The sequence below is a fragment of the Pseudomonas sp. EA_15y_Pfl1_P101 genome, from assembly GCF_963970835.1.
In the GTDB taxonomy this organism is placed as follows: Bacteria; Pseudomonadota; Gammaproteobacteria; order Pseudomonadales; family Pseudomonadaceae; genus Aquipseudomonas; species Aquipseudomonas tritici.
Genome location: NZ_CAXAPA010000003.1, coordinates 154071 through 176935 on the forward strand (window position 1 = coordinate 154071; position 22865 = coordinate 176935).

Here is a 22865-nt window from a genome sequence, read left to right on the forward strand (position 1 = left end):
ATCCGTGAAGTGTCCTCCGCCACCGAACAGGTCAATGAGGTGGCACTGCGGGTCGTCAGCGCGTCCAATTCGTCGATGGTCAACTCCGACGAGCAGGCCAACCGCACCAACAGCGTGGCGGCCGCCATCAACGAACTGGGCGCCGCCGCCCAGGAAATCGCGCGCAATGCCGCTCAAGCGTCGAGCCAGGCCAGCGACGCGCGGCATTTGGCCGAAGACGGCCAGCAAGTGGTGGAGCGAAATATCAAGGCGATGAACCAACTGTCGGCGATGATCAGCGCTTCCAGCAGCAACATCGAAGCGCTGAATAGCAAGACAGTGAATATCGGCCAGATTCTTGAGGTGATCACCAGTATTTCCCAGCAAACCAACCTGCTGGCACTGAACGCCGCCATCGAAGCGGCCCGCGCAGGGGAAGCCGGGCGTGGGTTTGCGGTGGTCGCGGACGAAGTGCGCAACCTGGCTCACCGCACCCAGGAATCGGCGCAACAAGTACAAACGATGATCGAGGAACTGCAGGTCGGCGCCCGGGATTCGGTCAGCACCATGAGTGAAAGCCAGCGTCACAGCCTCGACAGTGTGGACATCGCCAACCTGGCCGGCGAACGCCTGAACAGCGTGACTCAGCGTATCGGTGAGATCGATGGCATGAACCAGTCGGTCGCCACTGCCACTGAAGAACAAACCTCGGTGGTGGAGTCGATCAACATGGACATTACCGAGATCAACACCCTCAATCAGGAAGGCGTGGAAAACCTGCAATCCACGCTGCGCGCCTGTGGCGACCTTGAGCGGCAAGCGTCACGACTGAAGCAATTGGTGGGCAGTTTCCGCATCTGATCCAGGCGAGCGATTACGCGTCCTCGGGATCGGCCTTACCCTGCTCCTGCTCCCACAACTCGACGGCACCGGGAAATTCGGTGCCGTCCTCACTGTCGAGGTCATCCGGGTCATATCGGCTCAAGCACCCTTCCCCCAGGGTCGCCGGGGCTTTTGACGTGGCTTTTTCCAGCGGGTCACTCATGACTCAATCCTCAACAGCGCACAAAGAAAAAAAGGGCCTGGAGCGATTTAACGCCCAGGCCCTTCATTCTTCAATCACAACACGTCGGTCAGAACACGACCGTCTTGTTGCCGTGCACCAGCACGCGGTCTTCCAAGTGGTAACGCAGGCCACGGGCCAGGACCATCTTTTCGACGTCACGGCCGAAACGCACCATGTCTTCAATGCTGTCGCTGTGGCTGACACGCACCACGTCTTGCTCGATGATCGGACCAGCGTCCAGTTCTTCGGTGACGTAGTGGCAGGTCGCACCGATCAACTTCACGCCGCGCAGAGAAGCCTGGTGGTACGGCTTGGCCCCTACGAACGATGGCAGGAAGCTGTGGTGGATGTTGATCACCTTGCCAGCATATTCGCGGCATAGCTCCGGCGGCAGGATCTGCATGTAGCGCGCCAGCACCACAACGTCGGCTTCATGTTGCTTGACAAGGCGCGAGACTTCGGCGAACGCCGGCTCCTTGTCCTGCGGGTTGACCGGCACGTGGCAATACGGGATGCCATGCCATTCAACCATGCTGCGCAGGTCGTCATGGTTGGAAATCACGCAAGCGATCTCGCAGTCCAGCTCATCGCTGTGCCAGCGGTGCAGCAAATCAGCCAGGCAGTGGGATTCGCGACTGGCCATCAACACCACGCGTTTTTTCTGCTCGGTGTCGGTGACGTGCCAGGTCATCGAAAACTCTTCGGCGATCGGCGCAAACGCCTCGCGGAAGGCATCAAGACCAAAAGGCAGCGAGTCGGCACGAATCTCGTGACGCATGAAGAACCAACCGCTGAGATTGTCCGAGTGATGACTCGCTTCGGTGATCCAACCATTGTGGGAGGCCAGAAAGTTACTGACTTTGGCAACGATGCCGACCCGGTCCGGGCAAGCAATCACCAGCCGAAAAGTGCGCATTAGGGGAAAACTCCAGAACTTCGCAAAGGCCGCCATTCTAGCGATTGCGCGAGAAAACTGCAGTATTCGTTGAAGCTTATTCTGATCGCAGGCCCGTACCATGACCCTTAATAGCCTATGGCTTTACCACCTTTATATGAATCTACCGCGTTACCCGATGGGTGTTCCTCGCATGTCAAGCAGGTTATCTTTAGGTTGACGCCCTAGTAATTAACTCGAATGCATAGCAAGGCTACAAACATTCAAAGTAATTCACATAAATACGACCTTAAATGTTTACTTGGGCAAACCGCCTGACTATTATTGGGCCACTGTCCCTGTCAATCAGCGCTCTACATAAGGTAGTCCACATGTCTCTGATCAACGAATACCGTGCCACCGAAGAAGCTATCAAAGAGCTGCAAGCCCGTTTGAAGAATCTGTCCCAAGACGACAAACTGCAAACCGAGCTGGAATTCGAAGGCAAATTGCGCACCCTGATGGGTGAATACTCCAAATCCCTGCGTGACATCATCGCGCTGCTGGATCCAGAGTCGAAAGTTAAAGCACCGCGCGGCGCGGTAAAAACTACTGGCACCAAGCGCGCTCGCAAGGTCAAGCAATACAAAAACCCGCACAACGGTGAAGTGATTGAAACCAAAGGTGGCAACCACAAAACCCTGAAAGAGTGGAAAGCCAAGTGGGGCGGTGACGTGGTTGAAGGCTGGGCTACCCTGCTGGGCTAAGGCTCGCCAGGCCTGCGCCTGATACGCAACACTTTAAAAACGCCAGCCTGCTGGCGTTTTTTATTGCCTGCCTATTTTGTCAAAGTCGACTACAGGTTTACCTTGGCGGCCAGAGAGTCCGCATACTCCTGCCACTGCTCCAGTACCTCAGCCTGCAACGGCGTTGCACTAACGGCAAACTCTTGCCGAGCCTGCTTAAATGCCCTGAGGGTGTTCGGCGCGCCCCACTGCGGGTCAGACAAACGTTGCTGACAGAAAAGTGCCCAGCGTTGTTGCTCCTCATTGTTCAAGGTATCGGGGAAGTTACGCGCGCGGTAGCGAAACAATAATTCAGGCAAACGCTGATCATCAAAAGGCCATTGCTGGCGAGCTAATTGCGCAGGCTCGGCCATCCGGACTTGTTCGCATAAGCGCCGATCACGATCTCCGATAAAACCATCATAAAGCTGTTGCTCCGGGTCTGAACTCGGTACGAAATCTTCCTCGGCGTAAATGGCCGCCAACTTATCGCGCCAAAGTTCCTGTGCGTCAGTTAGCCGCAGCGCTCGTTCCTGATAGATGTTCATATCCAAGTGCAAGCGTTCACGGTCTTCAGCCCGCAGCACATTCAACGGGGCAACCACCGGGCAGCGATTGATATGTACCAACTTGAGCGGTACCGGCAGCTCACCCTCGCCAAGATCGTCACGACGGGTGTAAAGGCGCTGGCGCAAGGCATCCGCATCTAGGTCCAGCAACCCTTGCGGATCAAGCCCAAGATCGCAGACGATCAATGCATTACGGTTGCGCGGGTGCCACGCCAGCGGCAGCACCACACCCAGGTAATGGCGCTCGGCGGAAAAACGCCCGGAGATATGCACCATCGGTTGCAGCAGGCGCACCTGGTCCATCACACGTTGCTTGCTGCGCAGTTGAAACAACCATTCATACAGCTTGGGCTGTTTCTCACGAACCCGTCGAGCCAACGCAATCGTGGCGCGTACATCGGACAACGCATCATGAGCCTGGCCATGGTCGATACCGTTGGCTTCGGTCAGGCGCTCCAGCTTGAGCGTGACACGCCCATCCTGTTGCGGCCATTCAATACCTTCAGGGCGCAAGGCATAGGCCGTGCGGACCACGTCGATTAAATCCCAGCGACTGTTACCGCCCTGCCACTCCCGCGCGTAAGGGTCGAAAAAATTGCGGTACAGGCTGTAGCGCGTCATTTCATCGTCAAATCGCAAGGTGTTGTAGCCGGCGCCGCACGTACCCGGCGCGGCCAGTTCAGCATGCACTCGCGTCATGAAGTCGGCCTCGGCCAAGCCTTTTTCCGCGAGTATTGCGGGCGTGATACCGGTAATCGCGCAGGCGACGGGATGCGGCAGGATATCGTCGCTGGGCTGGCAGTAAAGATTGACCGGCGCGCCAATCTCATTGAGCTCAAAGTCCGTCCGGATGCCGGCTACCTGGAGTGGACGATCGCTACGTGGGTTGATACCGGTGGTTTCATAGTCGTACCAGAAAATGGAGGTCACGGGCTATTCCTGTACTGAAGATCGACAAAGTCTAGGCGCTCAACGGCGTCCGCGACCAGCACCAAATGTACTGTACAAACATCCAGCAAAACCTTGAATGGTTGCTTCCAGCGCCGACACTGCTAGCATCCGTGTCTCCCAGCCTCTGCGCACTGCCAAGGATCGCGATGCCGTCAGCCCCATTGGACACCCGCTACCAGATCGAAACCCCTGAGGGCATCGACCTGCCCCTGCGCCCGGCCGGCCTGGTGCCACGCGTGCTGGCCTTTGCCTTCGACCTTGGTTTGCGCGGGATCGTCATGGGCATTCTGCTGGTGCCATTGGCCTTGCTCGGCAACGTCGGCATCGGCCTGGGTTCGCTGCTGCTGTTCCTGATCAGTTGGTGGTACATGGTGTTGTTCGAGGTACTCAACCAGGGCTGCTCACCCGGCAAACAGGTCATGGGGCTGCGTGTCGTCCAAGATGATGGCACTCCGGTTGGCTGGTCCGCATCACTGATCCGTAACCTGCTGCGGTTTGTCGACATGCTGCCATTCGGCTACTTTCTCGGCGCGATCAGTTGCCTGCAACACCCTCACTTCAAGCGCCTAGGTGACTTGGCCGCCGGCACACTGGTGATCTACCGGGAACAGCCGTTGGTGCGCCCTCAAATCCCGCAAGCGGCGGCCTTGCGCCTGCCCTTCACCCTGTATTTGAATGAACAGCGGGCCATCCTTGGCTTCGCGGAACGTCAGGGTGAACTGTCCACCGAACGCGTTCATGAGTTGGCCTCTATTCTCGCCGCTCCCTTGCAGGTATCCCCGGCCCGCGCCGTGGAGCAACTCAATGGTGTGGCCCGTGGACTATTGGGGCCGACATGAAACAGAGCCTTTTCGAAAGCCGCCACCAGCCTCAATGGCAAGCCTTTGCCGAACACCTGAAACAGTTGGAGCAGGGCAAGGCCAAAGCCAGTGACGTGGCCGACTTCCCCCATCAATACCGACGATTGTGCCAACACCTGGCCTTAGCCCAGGCGCGGGGCTACAGCAGCTATCTGATAGACCCGTTGCAACAACTGGCCCTGCGCGGCCACCAACAGCTCTACCGTCATCGCAGCCAATTGGCGGCAAATGTGCTCGGGTTCGTACTCGCTGATTTTCCTCGGTTGGTGCGCGAGCAATGGCGTTTCGTGCTGATCGCCAGCCTGCTGTTCTTTGGCAGCCTGGTGGGTATCGCGCTGTTGGTCTACCTGTTCCCCGACCTGGTCTACAGCATCGTCAGCCCGCAGCAAGTGGCCGAGATGCAGGGCATGTATGACCCCGACGCCAGCCGCCTGGGCCGCGCCGCCGAGCGTGCGTCAAGCGAAGACTGGATGATGTTCGGCTACTACGTGATGCACAACACCGGCATAGCGTTCCAGACGTTTGCCGCCGGTTTACTGTTCGGGCTGGGCAGCGTGTTCTTTCTGATTTTCAACGGCCTGGTCATCGGTGCAGTCTCCGGGCACCTGACTGAAATCGGCTACGGGCAGACCTTCTGGTCATTCGTCATCGGCCATGGTGCATTCGAGCTGACAGCGATCGCGCTCGCCGGCGCCGCAGGCTTGCAACTGGGCTGGGCGCTGATTGCTCCAGGGCAATTGACCCGTGGCGAATCACTGCGGCGCGCGGCACGCAAGAGCGTGCAGATGTTGTGCGGCGTCATGATGTTCCTGCTGATCGCAGCCTTTATCGAAGCCTATTGGTCGTCCACCACCGCCATCACCCCTTGGGTCAAATACTTGGTGGGCGCTGCTCTGTGGCTGCTGGTGGCGGCTTACCTGGGCCTTGCCGGAAGGACTCGCCATGCGCCTGAGTGATGCAAGCGTGGTAATCCGCCCACGTACTGCCTGGGAAGCCATGGACCTTGGCGTATTGATGGCCCGCGAATATCGCCTGCTACTGATGGGCAGTTGGGCGCTGGTGAGCCTGCCAGTGTTCGTCTTACTCACTGCACTGCTGTGGCAGTACCCGTCTACTGCACTATTCGTGTTCTGGTGGCTCAAACCGGCCTTTGACCGCTTGCCGCTTTACATCCTGTCCAAGGCCTTATTTGGCGAAACACCCAGCATCAAGCTGGCCGTGCGCCAGTGGCCGAAACTGCTGAAAGGCCAGCTGCTGGCCAGCCTGACCTGGCGACGGCTCAGCCTGAGCCGCAGCTTTTTGATGCCAGTGAGTCAACTCGAAGGCCTGGATGGTCCGGCACGCCAAAAACGACTGGGCGTGCTGCAGCAACGTAAAGCAGGAGCCGCACGTTGGTTGACAACCATCGGAGTGCACCTGGAAATCGGCCTGTGGTTTGGTTGCATGGCACTGCTCTATCTGTTCATTCCCCAGAACGTCGAGATGGAGTGGGACTGGCAACGTCTGGCACTGGCGACAAGCTCGGACAATTTGTGGCTGGAACACCTGAGTAACGCGTTCTATGCCTTGATCCTGGTGTTTTGGGAGCCCATCTATGTCGCCTGCGGTTTCAGCCTTTACCTTAACCGCCGCACCGTACTCGAGGCCTGGGACCTGGAACTGGCGTTCCGACGCCTTCGTCAGCGCCTGAGCAGCGTAGCGCCGCTATTGTTACTGATAATAGGGCTGACGCTGCTGCCATTCAGCCCACCCGCCATGGCCGATGCTTCCAGCCCCGCCAAGCCACTGAACACCCAGGACGCGAGCCAATCCATCAAGTCGCTGCTGGATAAGCCTCCCTTCAAAAATCCGGAAACCGTTACCCGCTATCGCTTTGGCGAAGACAAGACCCCTGTTAAAAACAAGGCTCACAGCGACGGTAAACTCCCGGGCTGGTTGAAGGCGCTGCTGAACAACCTCAACAGCAATACCTTCAAGCACATCGCCCAAGGCTTGGAGGTGCTGTTGTGGGGCCTGCTGATCGGCGTCTTGATCATGCTGGCATGGCGTTATCGCGAATGGTTGAGCACGTTTGTCAGCCGGCGCGGGCCGCGCAAGCCAAACGTCATGAACCCCGTGCCGACACAATTATTCGGTCTCGAACTGGGCACCGAGACCTTGCCCGACGATGTTGCCAGCGCCGCCGAGGACCTATGGGCCACCCAACCAAGGGAAGCCCTCGGCCTGCTGTACCGCGGCCTGTTAAGCCGACTGCTGCATGATTTCAATCTGCCGCTTAAAAGCGCTGACACGGAAGGCCAGGTCCTGGCGCGCGTGCACCAACTGCAACAACCGCAGTTGCTGGCCTTCAGTGACGAATTGACCCGCCATTGGCAAAACCTTGCCTACGGCCATCACCTTCCACCCCTTTCAGCCCAGCAAAAACTCTGCACTGATTGGCGCACCCTGTTCAGCGCTGGGAACAACCCATGAACCGGCCTCTAATATGGGTGGGACTATTGCTGGCGTGCCTGCTTGGCGCGGGTGGTTACTTCGTGTGGAGCAAGGCGATCCCCTACGACGAAGTGGTGGATCGCGGCCCTTCTCCAGAAGCCCTGGCAAACCCCTACCTGGCGGCGGAACACTTTCTAAGCCAACAAGGCCTGTCCGTGGACCATGCCAACAGCGCGGAACGGCTGACGACGCTGCCAGCCAAGGGCCACAGCCTGTTATTGCTTGGCGAGCGCAGCAACATGTCACCACGCCAGGTAGAGCAACTGTTGGCTTGGGTCAAATCCGGCGGCCATCTGTTATTGGTGGCCGAGGCGCTATGGGATGAAGAGACTGGCAAAAGCGGCGACCTGCTGCTCGATCGCCTGGATATCCACCAGACCTTGAGTGATGAACCTGAAGAGCTTGCACCTACAGAGAAGACGCCTCTCAAAAAGAAAGCCCCGGACCTGACCAAACTCTACGTCGACAATGAAACCGCACCGGCTTATGTCAGTTTCGACACGGACTTCAACCTTACCGACCCCAAGCACCTGGCCCAGTTTTCTGCCAACAGCGCAACGTCGAGCCACCTGATGCAACTCGACCTTGGCAGAGGCCGCGTCACGGTGATCACCGACAGTGACCTGTGGAAAACCCCGAGTATTGGTAGGCACGACAATGCCTGGCTGCTGTGGTATCTGACCCAGGGCACAGCCGTGACCCTGCTGTTCAACAGCGACTTCTACGACTTGTTTACCCTGCTGTTGCGGTACTTCCCCCAGGCTCTGGTCGCATTCATTGCTTTGGTCGCCCTGGCACTGTGGCGGGCCGGAATGCGTCAGGGCCCGATCCAGCCTGCCCCACCCAATGCACGCCGCCAGTGGCAGGAACACCTGAAAGCCAGCGCCGACTTCCTGCTGCGCCGCAGCGGCCAGGGCACGCTGCTGCGTGCTCTGCAGCGCGATGTCTTGCGTGCCGCCAGGCGTCGTCACACCGGTTTTGAACACCTCGACAATGCAGAACAGTGGCGGGTACTTGAACACCTGACACACCAACCCTTTCACGTCATCAGCCAGGCCCTTGGCTCACTTCCGGCAAAACGGCTTTCCAGCGCCGATTTCAGCCGGCAGGTGGCGTGCCTGCAAACCCTCAGGAATGCCCTATGAGCGAAATTCCAAGCGCCACTGCCCTGACCAGCGAAACCTTGCAACGTGCCAGCGGGCAAGCCCAGGCTCTGCGCACTGAATTGCGCAAGGCGGTGATTGGCCAGGACCAGGTGATCGACGATGTCCTGACCGCACTGATCGCCGGTGGCCACGTGCTGCTCGAAGGGGTGCCTGGGCTGGGCAAAACCCTGCTGGTACGCGCCCTCGCACGTTGCTTTGATGGCGATTTCGCGCGTATCCAGTTCACCCCGGACCTGATGCCAAGCGATGTCACCGGCCACGCCGTGTATGACCTGCACACCGAGCAATTCAAATTGCGCAAAGGCCCGGTGTTCACCCACTTGTTGCTGGCCGACGAAATCAACCGCGCCCCGGCCAAGACCCAGGCGGCGTTGCTTGAGGCCATGCAGGAACGGCAAGTCACCCTTGAAGGCGAGGCGCTGCCTATCGGCCAACCGTTCATGGTACTGGCGACCCAGAACCCCATCGAACAGGAAGGCACCTACCCCCTACCGGAAGCGGAACTGGATCGTTTTATGCTCAAGGTGCGCATGGATTATCCCGACGCGCAGCAGGAGCTGGATATGGTGCGCGAAGTAACGCGCTCGTCCCGGGCCGACATGCTGGATATACACCCATTGCGCACCGTGTTGCAGGCCGAGGACGTGCTGCAACTGCAGCGATTTGCCAGTGAATTGGCCCTGGATGAACAGGTGCTCGACTATGCAGTGCGCCTGGCGCGCACCACTCGTAGTTGGCCGGGGCTGACCATCGGCGCCGGGCCGCGGGCCTCCATCGCCCTGGTGCGTTGTGCGCGTGCTCGCGCCCTGTTGCGCGGTGGTGAATTCGTCACCCCGGACGACATCAAGGGATGCGCCTTGGCCGTACTGCGCCATCGGGTGCGTATAGCGCCAGAATTGGACATTGATGGGCTGGAGGTCGACCAGGTGCTCAAGCAAATGCTCGATCAGATTCCGGCGCCTCGGCAATGACTCGCCCATGAAACCGACCCGTCTGCTGCTGAACTGGCTCGGCGTATTGCTGGGCTTGGGCATATTGCTGGGCACCGCAACAGCATTGCAGCTCAAGGTGCCCGACACCTTGCACTCAATCGCATGGGGGTTGCTCCTCGCACTGTTGCTGCTGGCTACGCTGGATGCGATACGTCTGCGTCGGCGTCCATCCCCCCGTGTGCAACGACAGATGCCCGGCAGCCTGGCGCTGGGACGGTGGGGCGAAGTACGGCTGGCCTTGGAGCATGACTTCCCACAGCCGCTGACGGTGCAGGTATTCGATCATGTCCCCGATGGATTGAGTGTCGAGAACCTGCCCCAGTCCATAGCGCTGCGCCCGGGTGAAAGCAGTGAGCTGGGTTACCGCCTTCGCCCTTTGCGGCGCGGGCATTTCAGTTTCAGTTGCTGTGAAATTCACCTGCCCAGCCCCATGGGCCTGTGGTCGGCGCGGCGACTTATCGAAGTGAGCGATGCCACACGTGTCTACCCGGATTTCGCCCGACTGTACGGCGCGCAATTGCTGGGGGTGGACAACTGGCTGAGCCAACTGGGTGTGCGTCAACGTCAACGACGTGGATTGGGGCAGGCGTTTCATCAACTGCGCGAGTTTCGCGACGGTGACAGCCTAAGGCAGATCGATTGGAAGGCCACCGCCCGACAGCGCACGCCCATCGCCCGTGAATACCAGGATGAGCGCGACCAACAGATCGTGTTCATGCTTGATTGTGGACGACGCATGCGTAGCCAGGATGGCGAGCTGTCGCATTTTGACCACGCCCTCAATGCCTGTCTGTTGCTCAGCTACGTTGCCTTGCGCCAGGGTGATGCGGTGGGCCTGTGCACCTTTGCCGGTGACCCACCACGCTACCTGGCACCGGTCAAGGGCAGCGGCCAGCTGAACCTGTTGCTCAACGCCGTGTACGACCTCGAGACCACCCGACGGACTGCCGATTACCAAACCGCGGCAAGTGATTTGCTGACTCGACAAAAGCGGCGCGCGTTGGTGATCGTGGTGACCAACCTGCGCGATGAGGACGATGAGGCACTGCTGACTGCAGTCAAGCGTATCAGCCGTCAGCACAGGGTGCTGGTCGCCAGTTTGCGCGAGGAAGTACTCGATCAACTGCGCCAGGCGCCCGTGCAAACCTTGCCTGAAGCCTTGGCCTACAGCGGCACCATCGACTACCTGAATACCCGCGACGAATTGCATGACCGCCTCGCCGCCCAAGGCCTATCCTTATTGGACACCTTGCCATGTGAACTGGGGCCGGCCCTGGTGACACGTTACCTGGGCTGGAAGAAAGCGGGTGCGCTCTGAAAAGAGCACGCGCACACGGCAAGCCCCCCCCAAAAAAACCGGCTAGAAAATGCACTGTGTCTAGGCCGAAGCCTGCAAGGGATCAAAACTGAAGTAGTGCAGCAACACGTTGATCAGCTGCCCATATTCCTCGGGAGCGTGGCGCACGCTGAAACCTGAATCGTACTGCTGCGGGTTGATATCCTCGTGGCTCCACAGGCAGGTTGCCGTCAGATCGATTGGATGGAAGGTGCCGTCAGCACTGGGAATCTTCAAGCGCAGCTCGAAGTCCACGTCGACCATCATGGGCAATTGGCTGATTAACATCAGCCCATCTTCCGAGACATTGCCCAAGAAGCCGATGGGCTTATCGGTGAGACGGTTAAACACTTGCAGAAAGTAAGGTAGCTGATGCCGCTCAATCCGTCGGTAGGTAAACATGGTGAGATCGCCATCCAATGGCCATGACTGCGGCCGTGCCAGTGATTCGGTACGAGAAAACCGCTCGCTCTCCCTGGATCTCGGTGCGACAACAGGCAATAGTTGCCGATGGACGGCCGCCGAGTCCGGGCCCTTGATTCGTTCGAATGGAAACTTGTACAAACGAACATTCAAAGAATAGCTCAAGACTTGCAGCAGGCCAGTTATGAAATGACGAATATCATCAAAGGGAGGCTGGACGCGGCTGAGCGACGCGGGCTCCGGGGTAATGCCCAAGTTGTTGCAAGGTGTCGAGCCTCGCGCGAGCACGGTAGGCGTACTCACTCGACGGGTACTGATTAATGATGAATTGATAAGTCTGTGCCGCGTCGACAAACAGCTTTTGCCGTTCCAGGCATTGGCCGCGCAACATCGAGACCTCCGGCTGTACATAACGCCGGGTACGACTTTCACGGTCGACCTGGGACAATTCCAGGGTGACACGCTCACAATCACCGACCTTGTAGGCGCGGTAGGCATTGTTCAAATGGTGGTCCATCGACCAACGGGTGCAGCCGACAACACTGACGGCCAGGGCAGCAATGAGCAAAATTCGCATGAGGGTTCTCCTGTCTTGTGCAGTGTATCGACCCATCGTCGAAAATCTTCAAGGATGTTCGTATTCAGCCGCAACGAAAACAAGTCAATCGTCGATAAGTAGTGCAAACGAACAATGACTACAACGAAAGAGCATAGTAGCCTTCCTCAGCGCTTGAACTCAGGAGTCTGTGCATGTCCGTCCGTCGCACCAAAATCGTCGCCACCCTTGGCCCGGCCAGCAACTCGCCGGAAGTCCTCGAACAGCTGATTCTGGCTGGCTTGGACGTTGCCCGTCTGAACTTTTCCCACGGCACCCCAGACGAGCACAAGGCTCGCGCCAAGCTGGTGCGTGACCTGGCCGCCAAGCACGGCCGCTTCGTGGCACTGCTGGGTGACCTGCAAGGCCCGAAAATCCGTATCGCCAAATTCGCCAACAAGCGGATCGAGCTGAAGATCGGTGACAACTTCACATTCTCCACCAGCCATCCGCTGACCGAAGGCAACCAGCAAGTCGTGGGTATCGACTACCCGGACCTGGTCAAGGACTGCGGCGTCGGTGACGAACTGCTGCTGGACGACGGTCGTGTGGTGATGCGCGTCGAAACCGCGACCCCGACTGAGCTGCATTGCGTCGTGTTGATCGGTGGTCCGCTGTCTGACCACAAAGGCATCAACCGTCGCGGTGGTGGCCTGACGGCGCCGGCCCTGACGGAAAAAGACAAGGCCGACATCAAGCTCGCCGCCGAAATGGAAGTGGACTACCTCGCGGTGTCCTTCCCGCGCGACGCCGCCGACATGGAATACGCCCGTAAACTGCGCGACGAAGCCGGCGGTACTGCCTGGCTGGTGGCGAAGATCGAACGCGCCGAAGCCGTGGCCAACGACGAAACCCTCGACGGCCTGATCAAGGCTTCCGACGCGGTGATGGTTGCGCGTGGCGACCTGGGCGTGGAAATCGGTGACGCTGAGCTGATCGGTATCCAGAAGAAGATCATCCTGCACGCGCGCCGCCACAACAAAGCGGTGATCGTAGCGACCCAGATGATGGAGTCGATGATCCAGAACCCGATGCCGACCCGCGCCGAAGTGTCCGACGTAGCCAACGCCGTGCTCGACTACACCGATGCGGTGATGCTCTCAGCTGAAAGTGCCGCTGGCCCGTATCCGCTGGAAGCGGTGCAAGCCATGGCGCGTATCTGCCTGGGCGCCGAAAAGCACCCGACCAGCAAGACCTCCAGCCACCGCATTGGCAAAGAGTTCGAAAGCTGCGACCAGAGTATCGCCCTGGCGGCCATGTACACCGCCAACCACTTCCCGGGAGTGAAGGCGATCATCGCCTTGACCGAAAGTGGCTATACGCCGCTGATCATGTCGCGCATCCGTTCCTCGGTACCGATCTATGCGTTCTCCCCGCACCGCGAAACCCAGGCCCGCGCGGCCATGTTCCGTGGCGTGTACACCGTCCCGTTCGACCCGGCTTCGTTGCCACCGCATGAAGTCAGCCAGGCGGCCATCGACGAGCTGATCAAGCGCGGCGTCGTGGAGAAAGGCGACTGGGTCATCCTGACCAAGGGCGACAGCTACCACACCATCGGTGGCACCAACGGCATGAAGATTCTGCACGTTGGCGACCCAATGGTCTGAGTGACGCGCTGAAAAACAAAAGCCCCGCCATGTGAATGGCGGGGCTTTTGTTTTTCAGATTGGTTTTTGTATTGGCTTCAATGGCCTAGCCATACATCATCAGCGCCGAGAAATGAAAGCCGACAACGCAGCAATCGCCTCCGGCGACCTCAACCGCTGGGTAAACAACGCGCCCTCCTCCTCAATCACCTGCCGCAATTGCTCGCGATCCACACTCTTCATGAGTTGCTTGGTCACCTGCACCGCTCCCGGCGCCAATGTCTCAAAGCGCTCGGCCATTTCCCGCGCCCTGGCCAACGTCACCTCGCCGCTACCCAACGCCTCGGTGGCAATCCCCCACGCCGCCGCCTGTTGGCCGCTGAAGCCCTCGCCCAGCAGCAATAACTCAGCCGCCTTGGCGTGACCCAACAACCTCGGCAGGATCAGGCTCGAACCAAACTCCGGACACAGCCCCAGGTTGACGAACGGCATCCGCAATCGTGCATCACGGCTGACATACACAAGGTCGCAATGCAGCAGCAGGGTTGTACCGATACCCACCGCTGCACCTGCTACCGCGGCGATCACCGGCTTGCGGCAGTTGAGCAGGCTCTTCATGAAATGAAACGGTGGGCTGTCGAGGTCGCTGGGCGGCTGTTCGAGAAAGTCGCCGATGTCGTTGCCCGCAGTGAAACACTCACTGCTGCCCTGGATCAGCACGCAGCGGATATCCACATCCGCATCGGCCTGCTCGAGCGCCTCGGCCAATTGGGTATACATGGCCCGAGTCAGCGCATTTTTCTTCTCGGGACGATTGAGCTGCAGGATCAGCAGCCCGCGTTCGCGGTGCTGCAGGAGGGCGTCAGTCATGGCAGATCTCGCGGCGGTGGAGTTCAGCGCTCAACCACGGGGCAGGAACACATCGGCCAGCAGTTGATTACGCGGCAGTCCCGCCAGGAACAGGCGCTTGGAAAAGGCCTCGACGCTGACGGGGTGACCGCAGAGTAGAGCCAGCGTTTGCCGCGAAACAAGCCGCAGTTGCGCCAATGCCTGTGCCGACCCGGCCGCCGTCCACAGCTCCACCGTGAGATTGGGATGCTGCGCAGCCAACGCCGCCAAGGGTTCGGCGAGATAATGGCCTTGAGCATCATGGGCCAGGTGAATCACGCGGATGGCGCCCTGGTGATCCTGGCGCAGCGCCTCGCGCAACACGCCCCACAACGGCCCTAACCCTGTGCCGGAGGCCAGCAGCCACAGCGGTCGGGATTGCCAGTCGGGGTCGTATTGCAGCGCACCGCCACGCAGTTCGCCCAGGCGCAGGTGATCGCCAACCTGCAACTGCCGGGCAAGATCGCTGAATTCGCCGGGGTGGCGGCAGTCAAGGTGAAACTCCAGAAAGGGATCTTCCTGTGGCAGGCTCGCCAGGGAATACGGACGTGCCACCTGCCCCACCCACAACACCAGGTGCTGCCCGGCCCGGTAACGCAGGCCACGCTCCGACTGCAGGCGCAGGCGCAGCACGCTCGGATTCAGCCAATCAGCACCCACTACCTGCGCCGGCAAACCCTCACGCGTCGGGTCAAACGCCTCGACCCGCACATCCCCGCTGACCTGGCACTGACAGGCCAACCGCCAGCCATCCTGGCGTCGCGCCGGGCTCAAGGCCTCGGGCTGCTTGTCCTCGACATCACCTTGGCAACGCACCAGGCAGGCATGGCAACTCCCAGCGCGGCAACTGTAAGGCACAGCCACACCTGCCTGGTTCAGGGCATCCAGCAGGTTGCTGCCGGTGGATACCGACCAATGGCGTTCGCCGACGTACAGTTCAGGCATATAAGGACTCCATCATAAGAGGCGCGCACAGGGAATCATGCCTGCGACAGTTTGACCATAGTCGGGTGTATCGGCCACCGTGTCGGGTTATACTGCCGCGCCTTTTTAGCGTCGCGCCTGCACCAGTGGCGTGCCTTGGAAAGGTGGTTTCAGCCGACCGATGCACCCCACTGAAGCCACCTTATTGAATGTTCCCTTATAGAGGAGCGCGACTCATGACCGTGATCAAGCAAGACGACCTGATTCAGAGCGTTGCTGACGCCCTGCAATTCATTTCCTACTACCATCCGGTTGATTTCATCCAGGCCATGCACGAAGCCTACCTGCGCGAAGAATCGCCAGCGGCCCGTGACTCCATCGCCCAGATCCTGATCAACTCGCGCATGTGCGCCACCGGCCATCGCCCGATCTGCCAGGACACCGGTATCGTTACCGTGTTCGTGCGCGTGGGCATGGACGTACGTTGGGATGGCGCCACCATGGGCCTGGACGACATGATCAACGAGGGCGTGCGTCGCGCCTACAACCTGCCGGAAAACGTCCTGCGTGCATCCATCCTGGCCGACCCGGCAGGCGCGCGTAAGAACACCAAGGACAACACCCCGGCGGTCATCCACTACTCCATCGTCCCGGGTAACACCGTGGAAGTGGACGTAGCGGCCAAGGGTGGCGGTTCCGAGAACAAGTCGAAAATGGCCATGCTCAACCCGTCCGACTCGATCGTCGACTGGGTCTTGAAGACCGTTCCGACCATGGGTGCCGGCTGGTGCCCACCGGGCATGCTCGGCATTGGCATCGGCGGTACCGCCGAAAAAGCCGCCGTGATGGCCAAGGAAGTGTTGATGGAATCCATCGACATCCACGAGCTGAAAAAGCGCGGCCCGCAGAACCGTATCGAAGAGATGCGCCTGGAGCTGTTCGAGAAGGTCAACCAACTGGGCATCGGCGCCCAGGGCCTGGGTGGCCTGACCACGGTGCTCGACGTCAAGATCATGGACTACCCGACCCACGCCGCCTCGCTGCCGGTGTGCATGATCCCCAACTGCGCCGCCACCCGTCACGCACACTTTGTGCTCGACGGTTCGGGCCCGGCGTCGCTGGAAGCGCCACCGCTGGACGCCTACCCGGAAATCGTCTGGGAAGCCGGCCCATCGGCCCGTCGCGTCAACCTCGACACCCTGACCCCAGAAGAAGTGCAGAGCTGGAAGCCGGGCGAGACCGTGTTGCTCAACGGTAAGATGCTCACCGGTCGCGATGCGGCGCACAAGCGCATGGTCGAGATGCTGAACAAGGGCGAAACCCTGCCAGTGGACCTCAAGGGTCGCTTCATCTACTACGTTGGCCCGGTTGATCCGGTGCGCGAAGAAGTGGTTGGCCCGGCTGGCCCGACCACCGCGACGCGGATGGACAAGTTCACGCGTCAGATCCTCGAGCAAACCGGCCTGCTGGGCATGATCGGCAAATCCGAGCGCGGCCCGACCGCCATCGAAGCGATCAAGGACCACAAAGCCGTGTACCTGATGGCCGTTGGCGGTGCTGCTTACCTGGTGGCGCAAGCCATCAAGAAGTCGCGCGTTGTCGCCTTCGCCGAACTGGGCATGGAAGCGATCTACGAGTTCGACGTGAAAGACATGCCGGTCACCGTTGCGGTGGACAGCAAGGGCGAATCCGTGCACATCACCGGTCCTGCCATCTGGCAGAAAAAGATCAGTGAAAGCCTGGCGGTAGAAGTGCAGTAAGCGCTTCTTTCGCGGGGACAAAGGCGACTGCGGCTCATGGCCCAGTCGCCTTTTTATTGCCTGCTGATTTCTCTGCCGTGAGCCGGCCCCGCTCGCCACAACATTAACGTCGCGCATGCTATGGTGCACTTCCCTTTCTGCGCCTGCTCATCACCGTATGATCGTGACCCCTCGCCCCCTGCGCCTGACCTTCTATTCCTTGCTGATCATCGCCGGTGCGGTGCTGGCCGCGGCCTTGGCCACGCGCCATGCCGAACACCAGGCTCTGGGGGAGGATGCGGCCCGTGCCAACCAGCAACTCGCGCTGTATGCCAACTCACTGCATACCCTGATCGATCGCTACCGAGCGCTGCCGGCTGTGCTGGCGCTGGATTCGGAGATGATCAATGCCTTGAAAAGGCCGGTGGATGCTCAAACTCAGGACGTACTGAACCGCAAGCTCGAACGCATAAACGGTGCCGCGCAATCGTCCACCCTGGAATTGATGGACCGCACCGGCCTCGCCGTTGCCGCCAGCAACTGGAGCCTGCCGAGCAGCTATGTCGGCCATAACTACGCCTTCCGGCCGTATTTCAGCCAGACCCTGAGCCAGGGCACCGGGCGTTTTTACGCGGTCGGCGTGACCACTGGCATACCGGGTTACTTTCTCTCCAGCGCCGTGGTGGACGAGCACGAACAGTTTCTCGGCGCCATGGTGGTCAAGCTTGAGTTCCCCGAACTTGAGCGCGAGTGGGCCCAGGGCAATGACCTGCTGCTGGTCAGCGACGCGCGTGGCATCGTGTTTATCGCCAATCAACCGGGCTGGCGTTATCGCAACCTGCGGCCGCTGTCGGCCAGCGATCTCGCCGAACTCAAGGCCACCCGCCAATACGACAAAAAACACCTGCAGCCGCTGGACACCCAGACGCTGCAACGCTTTGACGAAAACAGCCATTTGATGCGCGTCAATGGTCCGGACGGTAACGCCAATTACATCTGGGAATCCCTGCCGCTGAAGGCCGAAGGCTGGACCCTGCACCTGCTGCGTAAACCGCAGTTCGCTTTTGAGGACCAGCGCAACGCCGGCCTCGCCGCCGCCGGTTCCTGGCTGGCGCTGGTGTTCCTGGTGCTGTTCCTGACCCAGCGCTGGCGCCTGGCCCGCCTGCGCCAGCGCAGCCGCGAAGAGCTTGAGCAACTGGTGGAAGAACGCACCCAGGCGCTACGCACTGCCCAGGATGGCCTGGTGCAGTCGGCCAAATTGGCGGCACTGGGGCAAATGTCCGCCGCCCTCGCCCATGAAATCAATCAGCCGCTGACCGCCCAGCGCATGCAGTTGGCCACCTTGCGCCTGCTGCTGGATCACGGCCGCGTCGACGACGCCTACAAGGCGCTTACGCCGCTGGACGACATGCTCACGCGCATGGCCGCGCTCACCGGCCACCTCAAGACCTTCGCGCGCAAAAGCCCGAGCGGCCTGCGTGAACGCCTGGACTTGGCCAGCGTGGTCGATCAGTCCTTGCACCTGCTCGACGCACGCTTGCGCGATGAAGCCATCGGCGTCGTGCTGGACCTGACACGCCCCGCCTGGGTCCGTGGCGATGCAATCCGCCTGGAACAGGTACTGATCAACCTGCTGCGCAACGCGCTCGACGCCATGGCCGACAAGCCACGTAAACGCCTGGAAATCCGCCTGCACGCCGATGAACAACTGTGGCAACTCACCGTCAGCGACAGCGGCGGCGGGATTGCCGAAGAACACCTGAACAACGTGTTCGACCCGTTCTTCACCACCAAGCCAGTGGGTGACGGGCTCGGCCTGGGGCTGGCAGTGTCCTACGCTATCGTGCACGAACTGGGCGGCCGCCTGATCGCCGCCAACCGTGGCGACGGCGCGGCTTTCACCCTGACCCTGCCTATCGCGCTGGAGACGCCCGACCTATGTTGAACGCGGTGATTGTGGTCGACGACGAAGCCAGTATCCGTAAGGCGGTCGAGCAGTGGTTGAGCCTGTCTGGGTTTGAGGTGCAGTTGTTCAGCCGCGCCGAGGAATGCCTGGCGAAACTGCCCAAGGACTTTCCCGGGGTGATCCTGAGCGACGTAAGTATGCCGGGGCTCAGCGGCCTGGAACTGTTGGCCGAAGTGCAGCGCCGTGATGCGGATTTGCCGGTGATATTGCTGACCGGCCACGGCGATGTGCCGATGGCCGTCGACGCCATGCGCGACGGTGCCTACGACTTCCTGGAAAAACCCTTCAGCCCCGACGCCCTGCTCAACAGCCTGCGCCGCGCCTTGGACAAGCGTGGATTGATCCTGGAAAACCGTCGCCTGCATCAACAGGCCGATCATCGCGCACAGTTGGAGTCGACCCTTTTAGGCGTGTCTAGAGGTTTGCAAACCCTACGCCGCCAGGTGCTGGACTTGGCGAGCCTGCCGGTCAATGTGCTGATCCGTGGCGAGACCGGCAGTGGCAAGGAGCGGGTTGCCCGTTGCCTGCATGACTTCGGCCCCCGGGCGAAAAAACCCTTTGTGGCACTCAACTGCGCGGCGATCCCCGAGCAGTTGTTCGAGGCCGAGCTGTTCGGCCACGAAAGCGGCGCATTCACCGGCGCCCAGGGCAAGCGCATCGGCAAACTGGAATACGCCCACGGCGGCACGCTGTTCCTCGATGAAATCGAAAGCATGCCGCTGGCCCAGCAGGTGAAACTGCTGCGCGTATTGCAGGAACAGAAGCTCGAGCGACTGGGCTCCAACCAAAGTATCCACGTGGATCTGCGCATCATCGCCGCCACCAAGCCGGACCTGCTGGAAGAGGCCCGCGCCGGGCGCTTTCGCGAAGACTTGGCCTACCGATTGAACGTCGCGCAATTGCGCCTACCGCCCTTGCGTGAGCGCCGTGAAGATATCCCGTTACTGTTCGACCACTTTGCACAGAGTGCCGCCGAACGCCTGGGCCGCCGCGTTGAACCGCTGAGCGGTGCGCAACTGGGGCGCCTGCTCAGCCATGACTGGCCGGGCAATGTGCGTGAATTGGCCAACGTTGCCGAGCGCCAGGTACTGGGCCTTGGCGAGCCGGAGCCGGAAGGCGTCGAGGCCGGACAATCGTTGGCGGCGCAGCAGGAGGCGTTTGAAGCGCATTGCCTGAAGGCTGCGCTGACGCGGCACAAGGGCGATATCAAGGCCGTGCTGGCCGAGCTGCAACTGCCCCGGCGAACCTTGAATGAGAAGATGCAGCGGCATGGGTTGGTGCGAGAGATGTTTCTCTAGCGACCTTCTGATCGCCATCGCTGGCAGGCCAGCGCCCACAGTTGACGGTGTTCACCATTCAAAATAGGGGAGCTGGCCTGCGACGACGCCGGTGTCCATAAGCGGATTTCCGCTCATCACCTGCAAATTATCAGCGACTTTCCGCTCAAAAAAAACCTGTAACCCTTCTATTCCGGGCCTTCATCTACCTGGCACAGCTCCTGCTATAGCCCAAGCCAGGCAGTGCTCAAGCACGCTCCACAAAAACAATTAGATGAAGGATCCTTCAATGGATAACTCCAACTCCCTGCCTCTGGGCTCGGCGGCTGCGCCGGCAAAAGCACGCACCACTTCCAGCCGGATCAAATCGATTTTCAGCGGATCGGTCGGCAACATGGTCGAGTGGTACGACTGGTACGTCTACGCCGCTTTCTCGCTGTACTTCGCCAAAGCCTTCTTCCCGAAAGGCGACACCACCGCCCAACTGCTCAACACCGCCGCGATCTTCGCCGTCGGCTTCCTGATGCGCCCGATCGGTGGCTGGCTGATGGGCCTGTACGCCGACAAAGTCGGGCGTAAAAAGGCCCTGATGGCCTCGGTCTACTTGATGTGCTTCGGCTCGCTGCTGATTGCCCTGAGCCCGGGTTATGAAATGATTGGTATCGGTGCGCCGATCCTGCTGGTGTTTGCCCGCTTGCTGCAGGGGCTGTCGGTCGGGGGTGAATACGGTACCTCCGCCACTTACCTCAGCGAGATGGCGACCAAGGAACGTCGTGGTTTCTACTCCAGCTTCCAGTACGTAACCCTGATCTCGGGCCAGCTCATCGCCCTGGCGGTACTGATCGTGCTGCAACAAGTGCTGACCACCGAGCAGTTGTACGCGTGGGGCTGGCGTATCCCGTTCGCCATCGGCGCCCTGTGTGCAGTCGTCGCGCTGTACCTGCGTCGCGGCATGGAAGAAACCGAGTCGTTCACCAAGAAGGAAAAAGCCAAGGAAAGCGCGATGCGCACCTTGATGCGCCACCCCAAGGAACTGATGACCGTGGTCGGCCTGACCATGGGCGGCACCCTGGCCTTCTACACCTACACCACCTACATGCAGAAATACCTGGTGAACACCGTCGGCATGAGCATTTCCGACTCCACCACCATCTCGGCGGCGACGCTGTTTCTGTTCATGTGCCTGCAACCGATCGTCGGCGGGCTGTCGGATAAAGTCGGCCGTCGGCCAATCCTGATCGCCTTCGGTATTCTCGGCACCCTGTTCACCGTGCCGATCCTCACCACCCTGCACACCATCCAGAGCTGGTGGGGCGCGTTCTTCCTGATCATGGCAGCACTGATCATCGTCAGCGGTTACACCTCGATCAACGCCGTGGTGAAGGCCGAGCTGTTCCCGACTGAAATCCGCGCACTGGGTGTGGGCCTGCCTTATGCACTGACCGTGTCGATCTTCGGCGGTACCGCTGAATACATCGCACTGTGGTTCAAGAGCATCGGCATGGAAACCGGTTACTACTGGTATGTGACAGCGTGTATTGCAGTGTCGCTGGTGGTCTACTTGACCATGAGAGACACCCGCAAACACTCGCGCATCACCACGGATTAAGGGTCTGACTCGGTAAAGAATGTGTGCGGGCTTGCTCGCGAATGCGGAGTGTCAGTCACCGAATAGAGCGACTGATCCACTGCATTCGCGAGCAAGCCCGCACAATTGGTTATGATGCGTGCCCCAGAACTGAGCTTGGAACCGGCCATGTCCGACGATATCCATTTCTACGAACCCGCCAACGGCCACGGCCTGCCCCATGATCCGTTCAATGCCATCGTTGGTCCACGGCCAATCGGCTGGATCTCGTCGCACGACAGCGCAGGCCGCCTGAACCTGGCGCCCTACAGCTTCTTCAATGCGTTCAACTACATTCCGCCGATCATTGGGTTTTCCAGCGTCGGGCGCAAAGACAGCCTGAACAACATCGAGCAGACCGGCGAGTTTGTGTGGAACCTGGCGACCCGCCCGTTGGCCGAGCAGATGAACCAGAGCTGCGCCGCCGTATCGCCAGAGGTAAACGAATTCGAGTTGTCCGGCTTGACGCCGGTGGCTTCGAAGATCGTTGGCGTACCACGGGTGGGCGAGAGCCCGGTGTCGTTCGAGTGCAAGGTGACGCAAATCATCCAACTGCAACGTGCCGACAAGGCGCTGGTGCCGAGCTGGCTGGTGCTGGGCGAGGTGGTCGCGGTGCATATCGCCAAGTGGCTGCTCAAGGATGGCATCTATGACACCGCCGCCGCCGAGCCGATTTTGCGTGGCGGCGGGCCGGCAGATTACTTCCAGCTAGGGCCGGAGGCGCTGTTCAAGATGTATCGCCCTGGTGCCACAAAACCCTGATTGGACT

The 22865-nt window shown here is 60.1% G+C and carries 21 protein-coding genes; 14 read left to right on the top strand and 7 right to left on the bottom strand.

Annotation, left to right across the window (positions count from 1 at the left end):
- The first annotated feature begins 75 nt into the window (after positions 1-75).
- The gene (locus tag AACY36_RS28185) at positions 76-840 is read left to right on the top strand and encodes a methyl-accepting chemotaxis protein (protein ID WP_370467841.1); all 765 of its coding nucleotides are present in this window, start codon (positions 76-78) and stop codon (positions 838-840) included.
- Positions 841-853: 13 nt separating this feature from the next.
- Here the strand turns inward: AACY36_RS28185 and AACY36_RS05450 are convergent, their stop codons facing one another.
- Entirely contained in the window at positions 854-1024 is a 171-nt protein-coding gene (locus AACY36_RS05450) for a hypothetical protein (RefSeq protein WP_339417225.1), read from the bottom strand.
- Between the two features lie 88 nt (positions 1025-1112).
- Entirely contained in the window at positions 1113-1961 is an 849-nt protein-coding gene (purU, locus tag AACY36_RS05455; RefSeq protein WP_339417226.1) for a formyltetrahydrofolate deformylase, read from the bottom strand.
- A gap of 350 nt (positions 1962-2311) precedes the next feature.
- Between purU and mvaT the strand changes: the two genes are divergently transcribed.
- Positions 2312-2686: a histone-like nucleoid-structuring protein MvaT gene (gene mvaT / locus AACY36_RS05460; protein ID WP_005790963.1), complete on the top strand. Its 375-nt coding sequence runs from the start codon at positions 2312-2314 to the stop codon at positions 2684-2686.
- 89 nt (positions 2687-2775) lie between these two features.
- Here mvaT and sbcB read toward each other — a convergent pair whose 3' ends face one another.
- Complete coding sequence (gene sbcB / locus AACY36_RS05465) at positions 2776-4203, bottom strand: exodeoxyribonuclease I (protein ID WP_339417228.1); 1428 nt, start codon at positions 4201-4203, stop codon at positions 2776-2778.
- Between the two features lie 167 nt (positions 4204-4370).
- Between sbcB and AACY36_RS05470 the strand changes: the two genes are divergently transcribed.
- From AACY36_RS05470 to AACY36_RS05495, 6 genes are read left to right on the top strand one after another with little or no spacing between them, the layout of a single operon-like run.
- A complete protein-coding gene (locus AACY36_RS05470) occupies positions 4371-5063 on the top strand; it encodes an RDD family protein (protein WP_339417229.1) in 693 nt (230 codons plus the stop codon).
- The gene (locus AACY36_RS05475) at positions 5060-6040 is read left to right on the top strand and encodes a stage II sporulation protein M (RefSeq protein WP_339417230.1); all 981 of its coding nucleotides are present in this window, start codon (positions 5060-5062) and stop codon (positions 6038-6040) included. Before AACY36_RS05470 ends, AACY36_RS05475 begins: the two co-directional genes overlap by 4 nt.
- Positions 6027-7556 carry a DUF4129 domain-containing protein gene (locus tag AACY36_RS05480; protein ID WP_339417231.1) on the top strand — a complete coding sequence of 510 codons (1530 nt, stop codon included), beginning with the start codon at positions 6027-6029 and terminating at the stop codon, positions 7554-7556. Before AACY36_RS05475 ends, AACY36_RS05480 begins: the two co-directional genes overlap by 14 nt.
- Positions 7553-8722 (top strand): DUF4350 domain-containing protein, encoded by a 1170-nt coding sequence (locus AACY36_RS05485; protein ID WP_339417232.1) that lies wholly within the window; start codon positions 7553-7555, stop codon positions 8720-8722. The genes AACY36_RS05480 and AACY36_RS05485 overlap by 4 nt, the downstream gene beginning before the upstream one ends.
- A complete protein-coding gene (locus tag AACY36_RS05490) occupies positions 8719-9714 on the top strand; it encodes an AAA family ATPase (protein ID WP_339417233.1) in 996 nt (331 codons plus the stop codon). The genes AACY36_RS05485 and AACY36_RS05490 overlap by 4 nt, the downstream gene beginning before the upstream one ends.
- A 7-nt stretch (positions 9715-9721) precedes the next feature.
- On the top strand, positions 9722-11053 hold the full coding sequence (locus AACY36_RS05495) for a DUF58 domain-containing protein (RefSeq protein ID WP_339417235.1): 1332 nt from the start codon (positions 9722-9724) through the stop codon (positions 11051-11053).
- Between the two features lie 60 nt (positions 11054-11113).
- Here the strand turns inward: AACY36_RS05495 and AACY36_RS05500 are convergent, their stop codons facing one another.
- Positions 11114-11473, bottom strand: a complete 360-nt coding sequence (locus AACY36_RS05500) for a PilZ domain-containing protein (RefSeq protein WP_339417236.1) — start codon at positions 11471-11473, stop codon at positions 11114-11116.
- A 223-nt stretch (positions 11474-11696) separates the two neighbouring features.
- Entirely contained in the window at positions 11697-12071 is a 375-nt protein-coding gene (locus AACY36_RS05505) for a tetratricopeptide repeat protein (RefSeq protein ID WP_339417237.1), read from the bottom strand.
- Positions 12072-12244: 173 nt separating this feature from the next.
- On the opposite strand from AACY36_RS05505, the gene pyk reads away from it, so the two are divergent.
- On the top strand, positions 12245-13696 hold the full coding sequence (pyk, locus tag AACY36_RS05510) for a pyruvate kinase (RefSeq protein WP_339417239.1): 1452 nt from the start codon (positions 12245-12247) through the stop codon (positions 13694-13696).
- Positions 13697-13795: 99 nt separating this feature from the next.
- Here the strand turns inward: pyk and AACY36_RS05515 are convergent, their stop codons facing one another.
- Positions 13796-14545: an enoyl-CoA hydratase-related protein gene (locus AACY36_RS05515; protein ID WP_339417240.1), complete on the bottom strand. Its 750-nt coding sequence runs from the start codon at positions 14543-14545 to the stop codon at positions 13796-13798.
- 30 nt (positions 14546-14575) lie between these two features.
- Complete coding sequence (locus AACY36_RS05520) at positions 14576-15508, bottom strand: iron-sulfur-binding ferredoxin reductase (protein ID WP_339417241.1); 933 nt, start codon at positions 15506-15508, stop codon at positions 14576-14578.
- Positions 15509-15723: 215 nt separating this feature from the next.
- Between AACY36_RS05520 and AACY36_RS05525 the strand changes: the two genes are divergently transcribed.
- From AACY36_RS05525 to AACY36_RS05545, 5 genes are all read left to right on the top strand, one after another.
- Positions 15724-17247, top strand: a complete 1524-nt coding sequence (locus tag AACY36_RS05525) for a fumarate hydratase (protein WP_010208051.1) — start codon at positions 15724-15726, stop codon at positions 17245-17247.
- 157 nt (positions 17248-17404) lie between these two features.
- A complete protein-coding gene (locus AACY36_RS05530; protein WP_339417243.1) occupies positions 17405-19171 on the top strand; it encodes an ATP-binding protein in 1767 nt (588 codons plus the stop codon).
- A complete protein-coding gene (locus AACY36_RS05535) occupies positions 19165-20490 on the top strand; it encodes a sigma-54-dependent transcriptional regulator (RefSeq protein WP_339417245.1) in 1326 nt (441 codons plus the stop codon). Before AACY36_RS05530 ends, AACY36_RS05535 begins: the two co-directional genes overlap by 7 nt.
- A 268-nt stretch (positions 20491-20758) precedes the next feature.
- Positions 20759-22078 (top strand): MFS transporter, encoded by a 1320-nt coding sequence (locus tag AACY36_RS05540; protein WP_339427478.1) that lies wholly within the window; start codon positions 20759-20761, stop codon positions 22076-22078.
- A 147-nt stretch (positions 22079-22225) separates the two neighbouring features.
- Positions 22226-22858, top strand: coding sequence for a flavin reductase family protein (locus tag AACY36_RS05545; RefSeq protein ID WP_339417248.1), 633 nt, complete (start codon positions 22226-22228; stop codon positions 22856-22858).
- Positions 22859-22865: the final 7 nt, after the last annotated feature.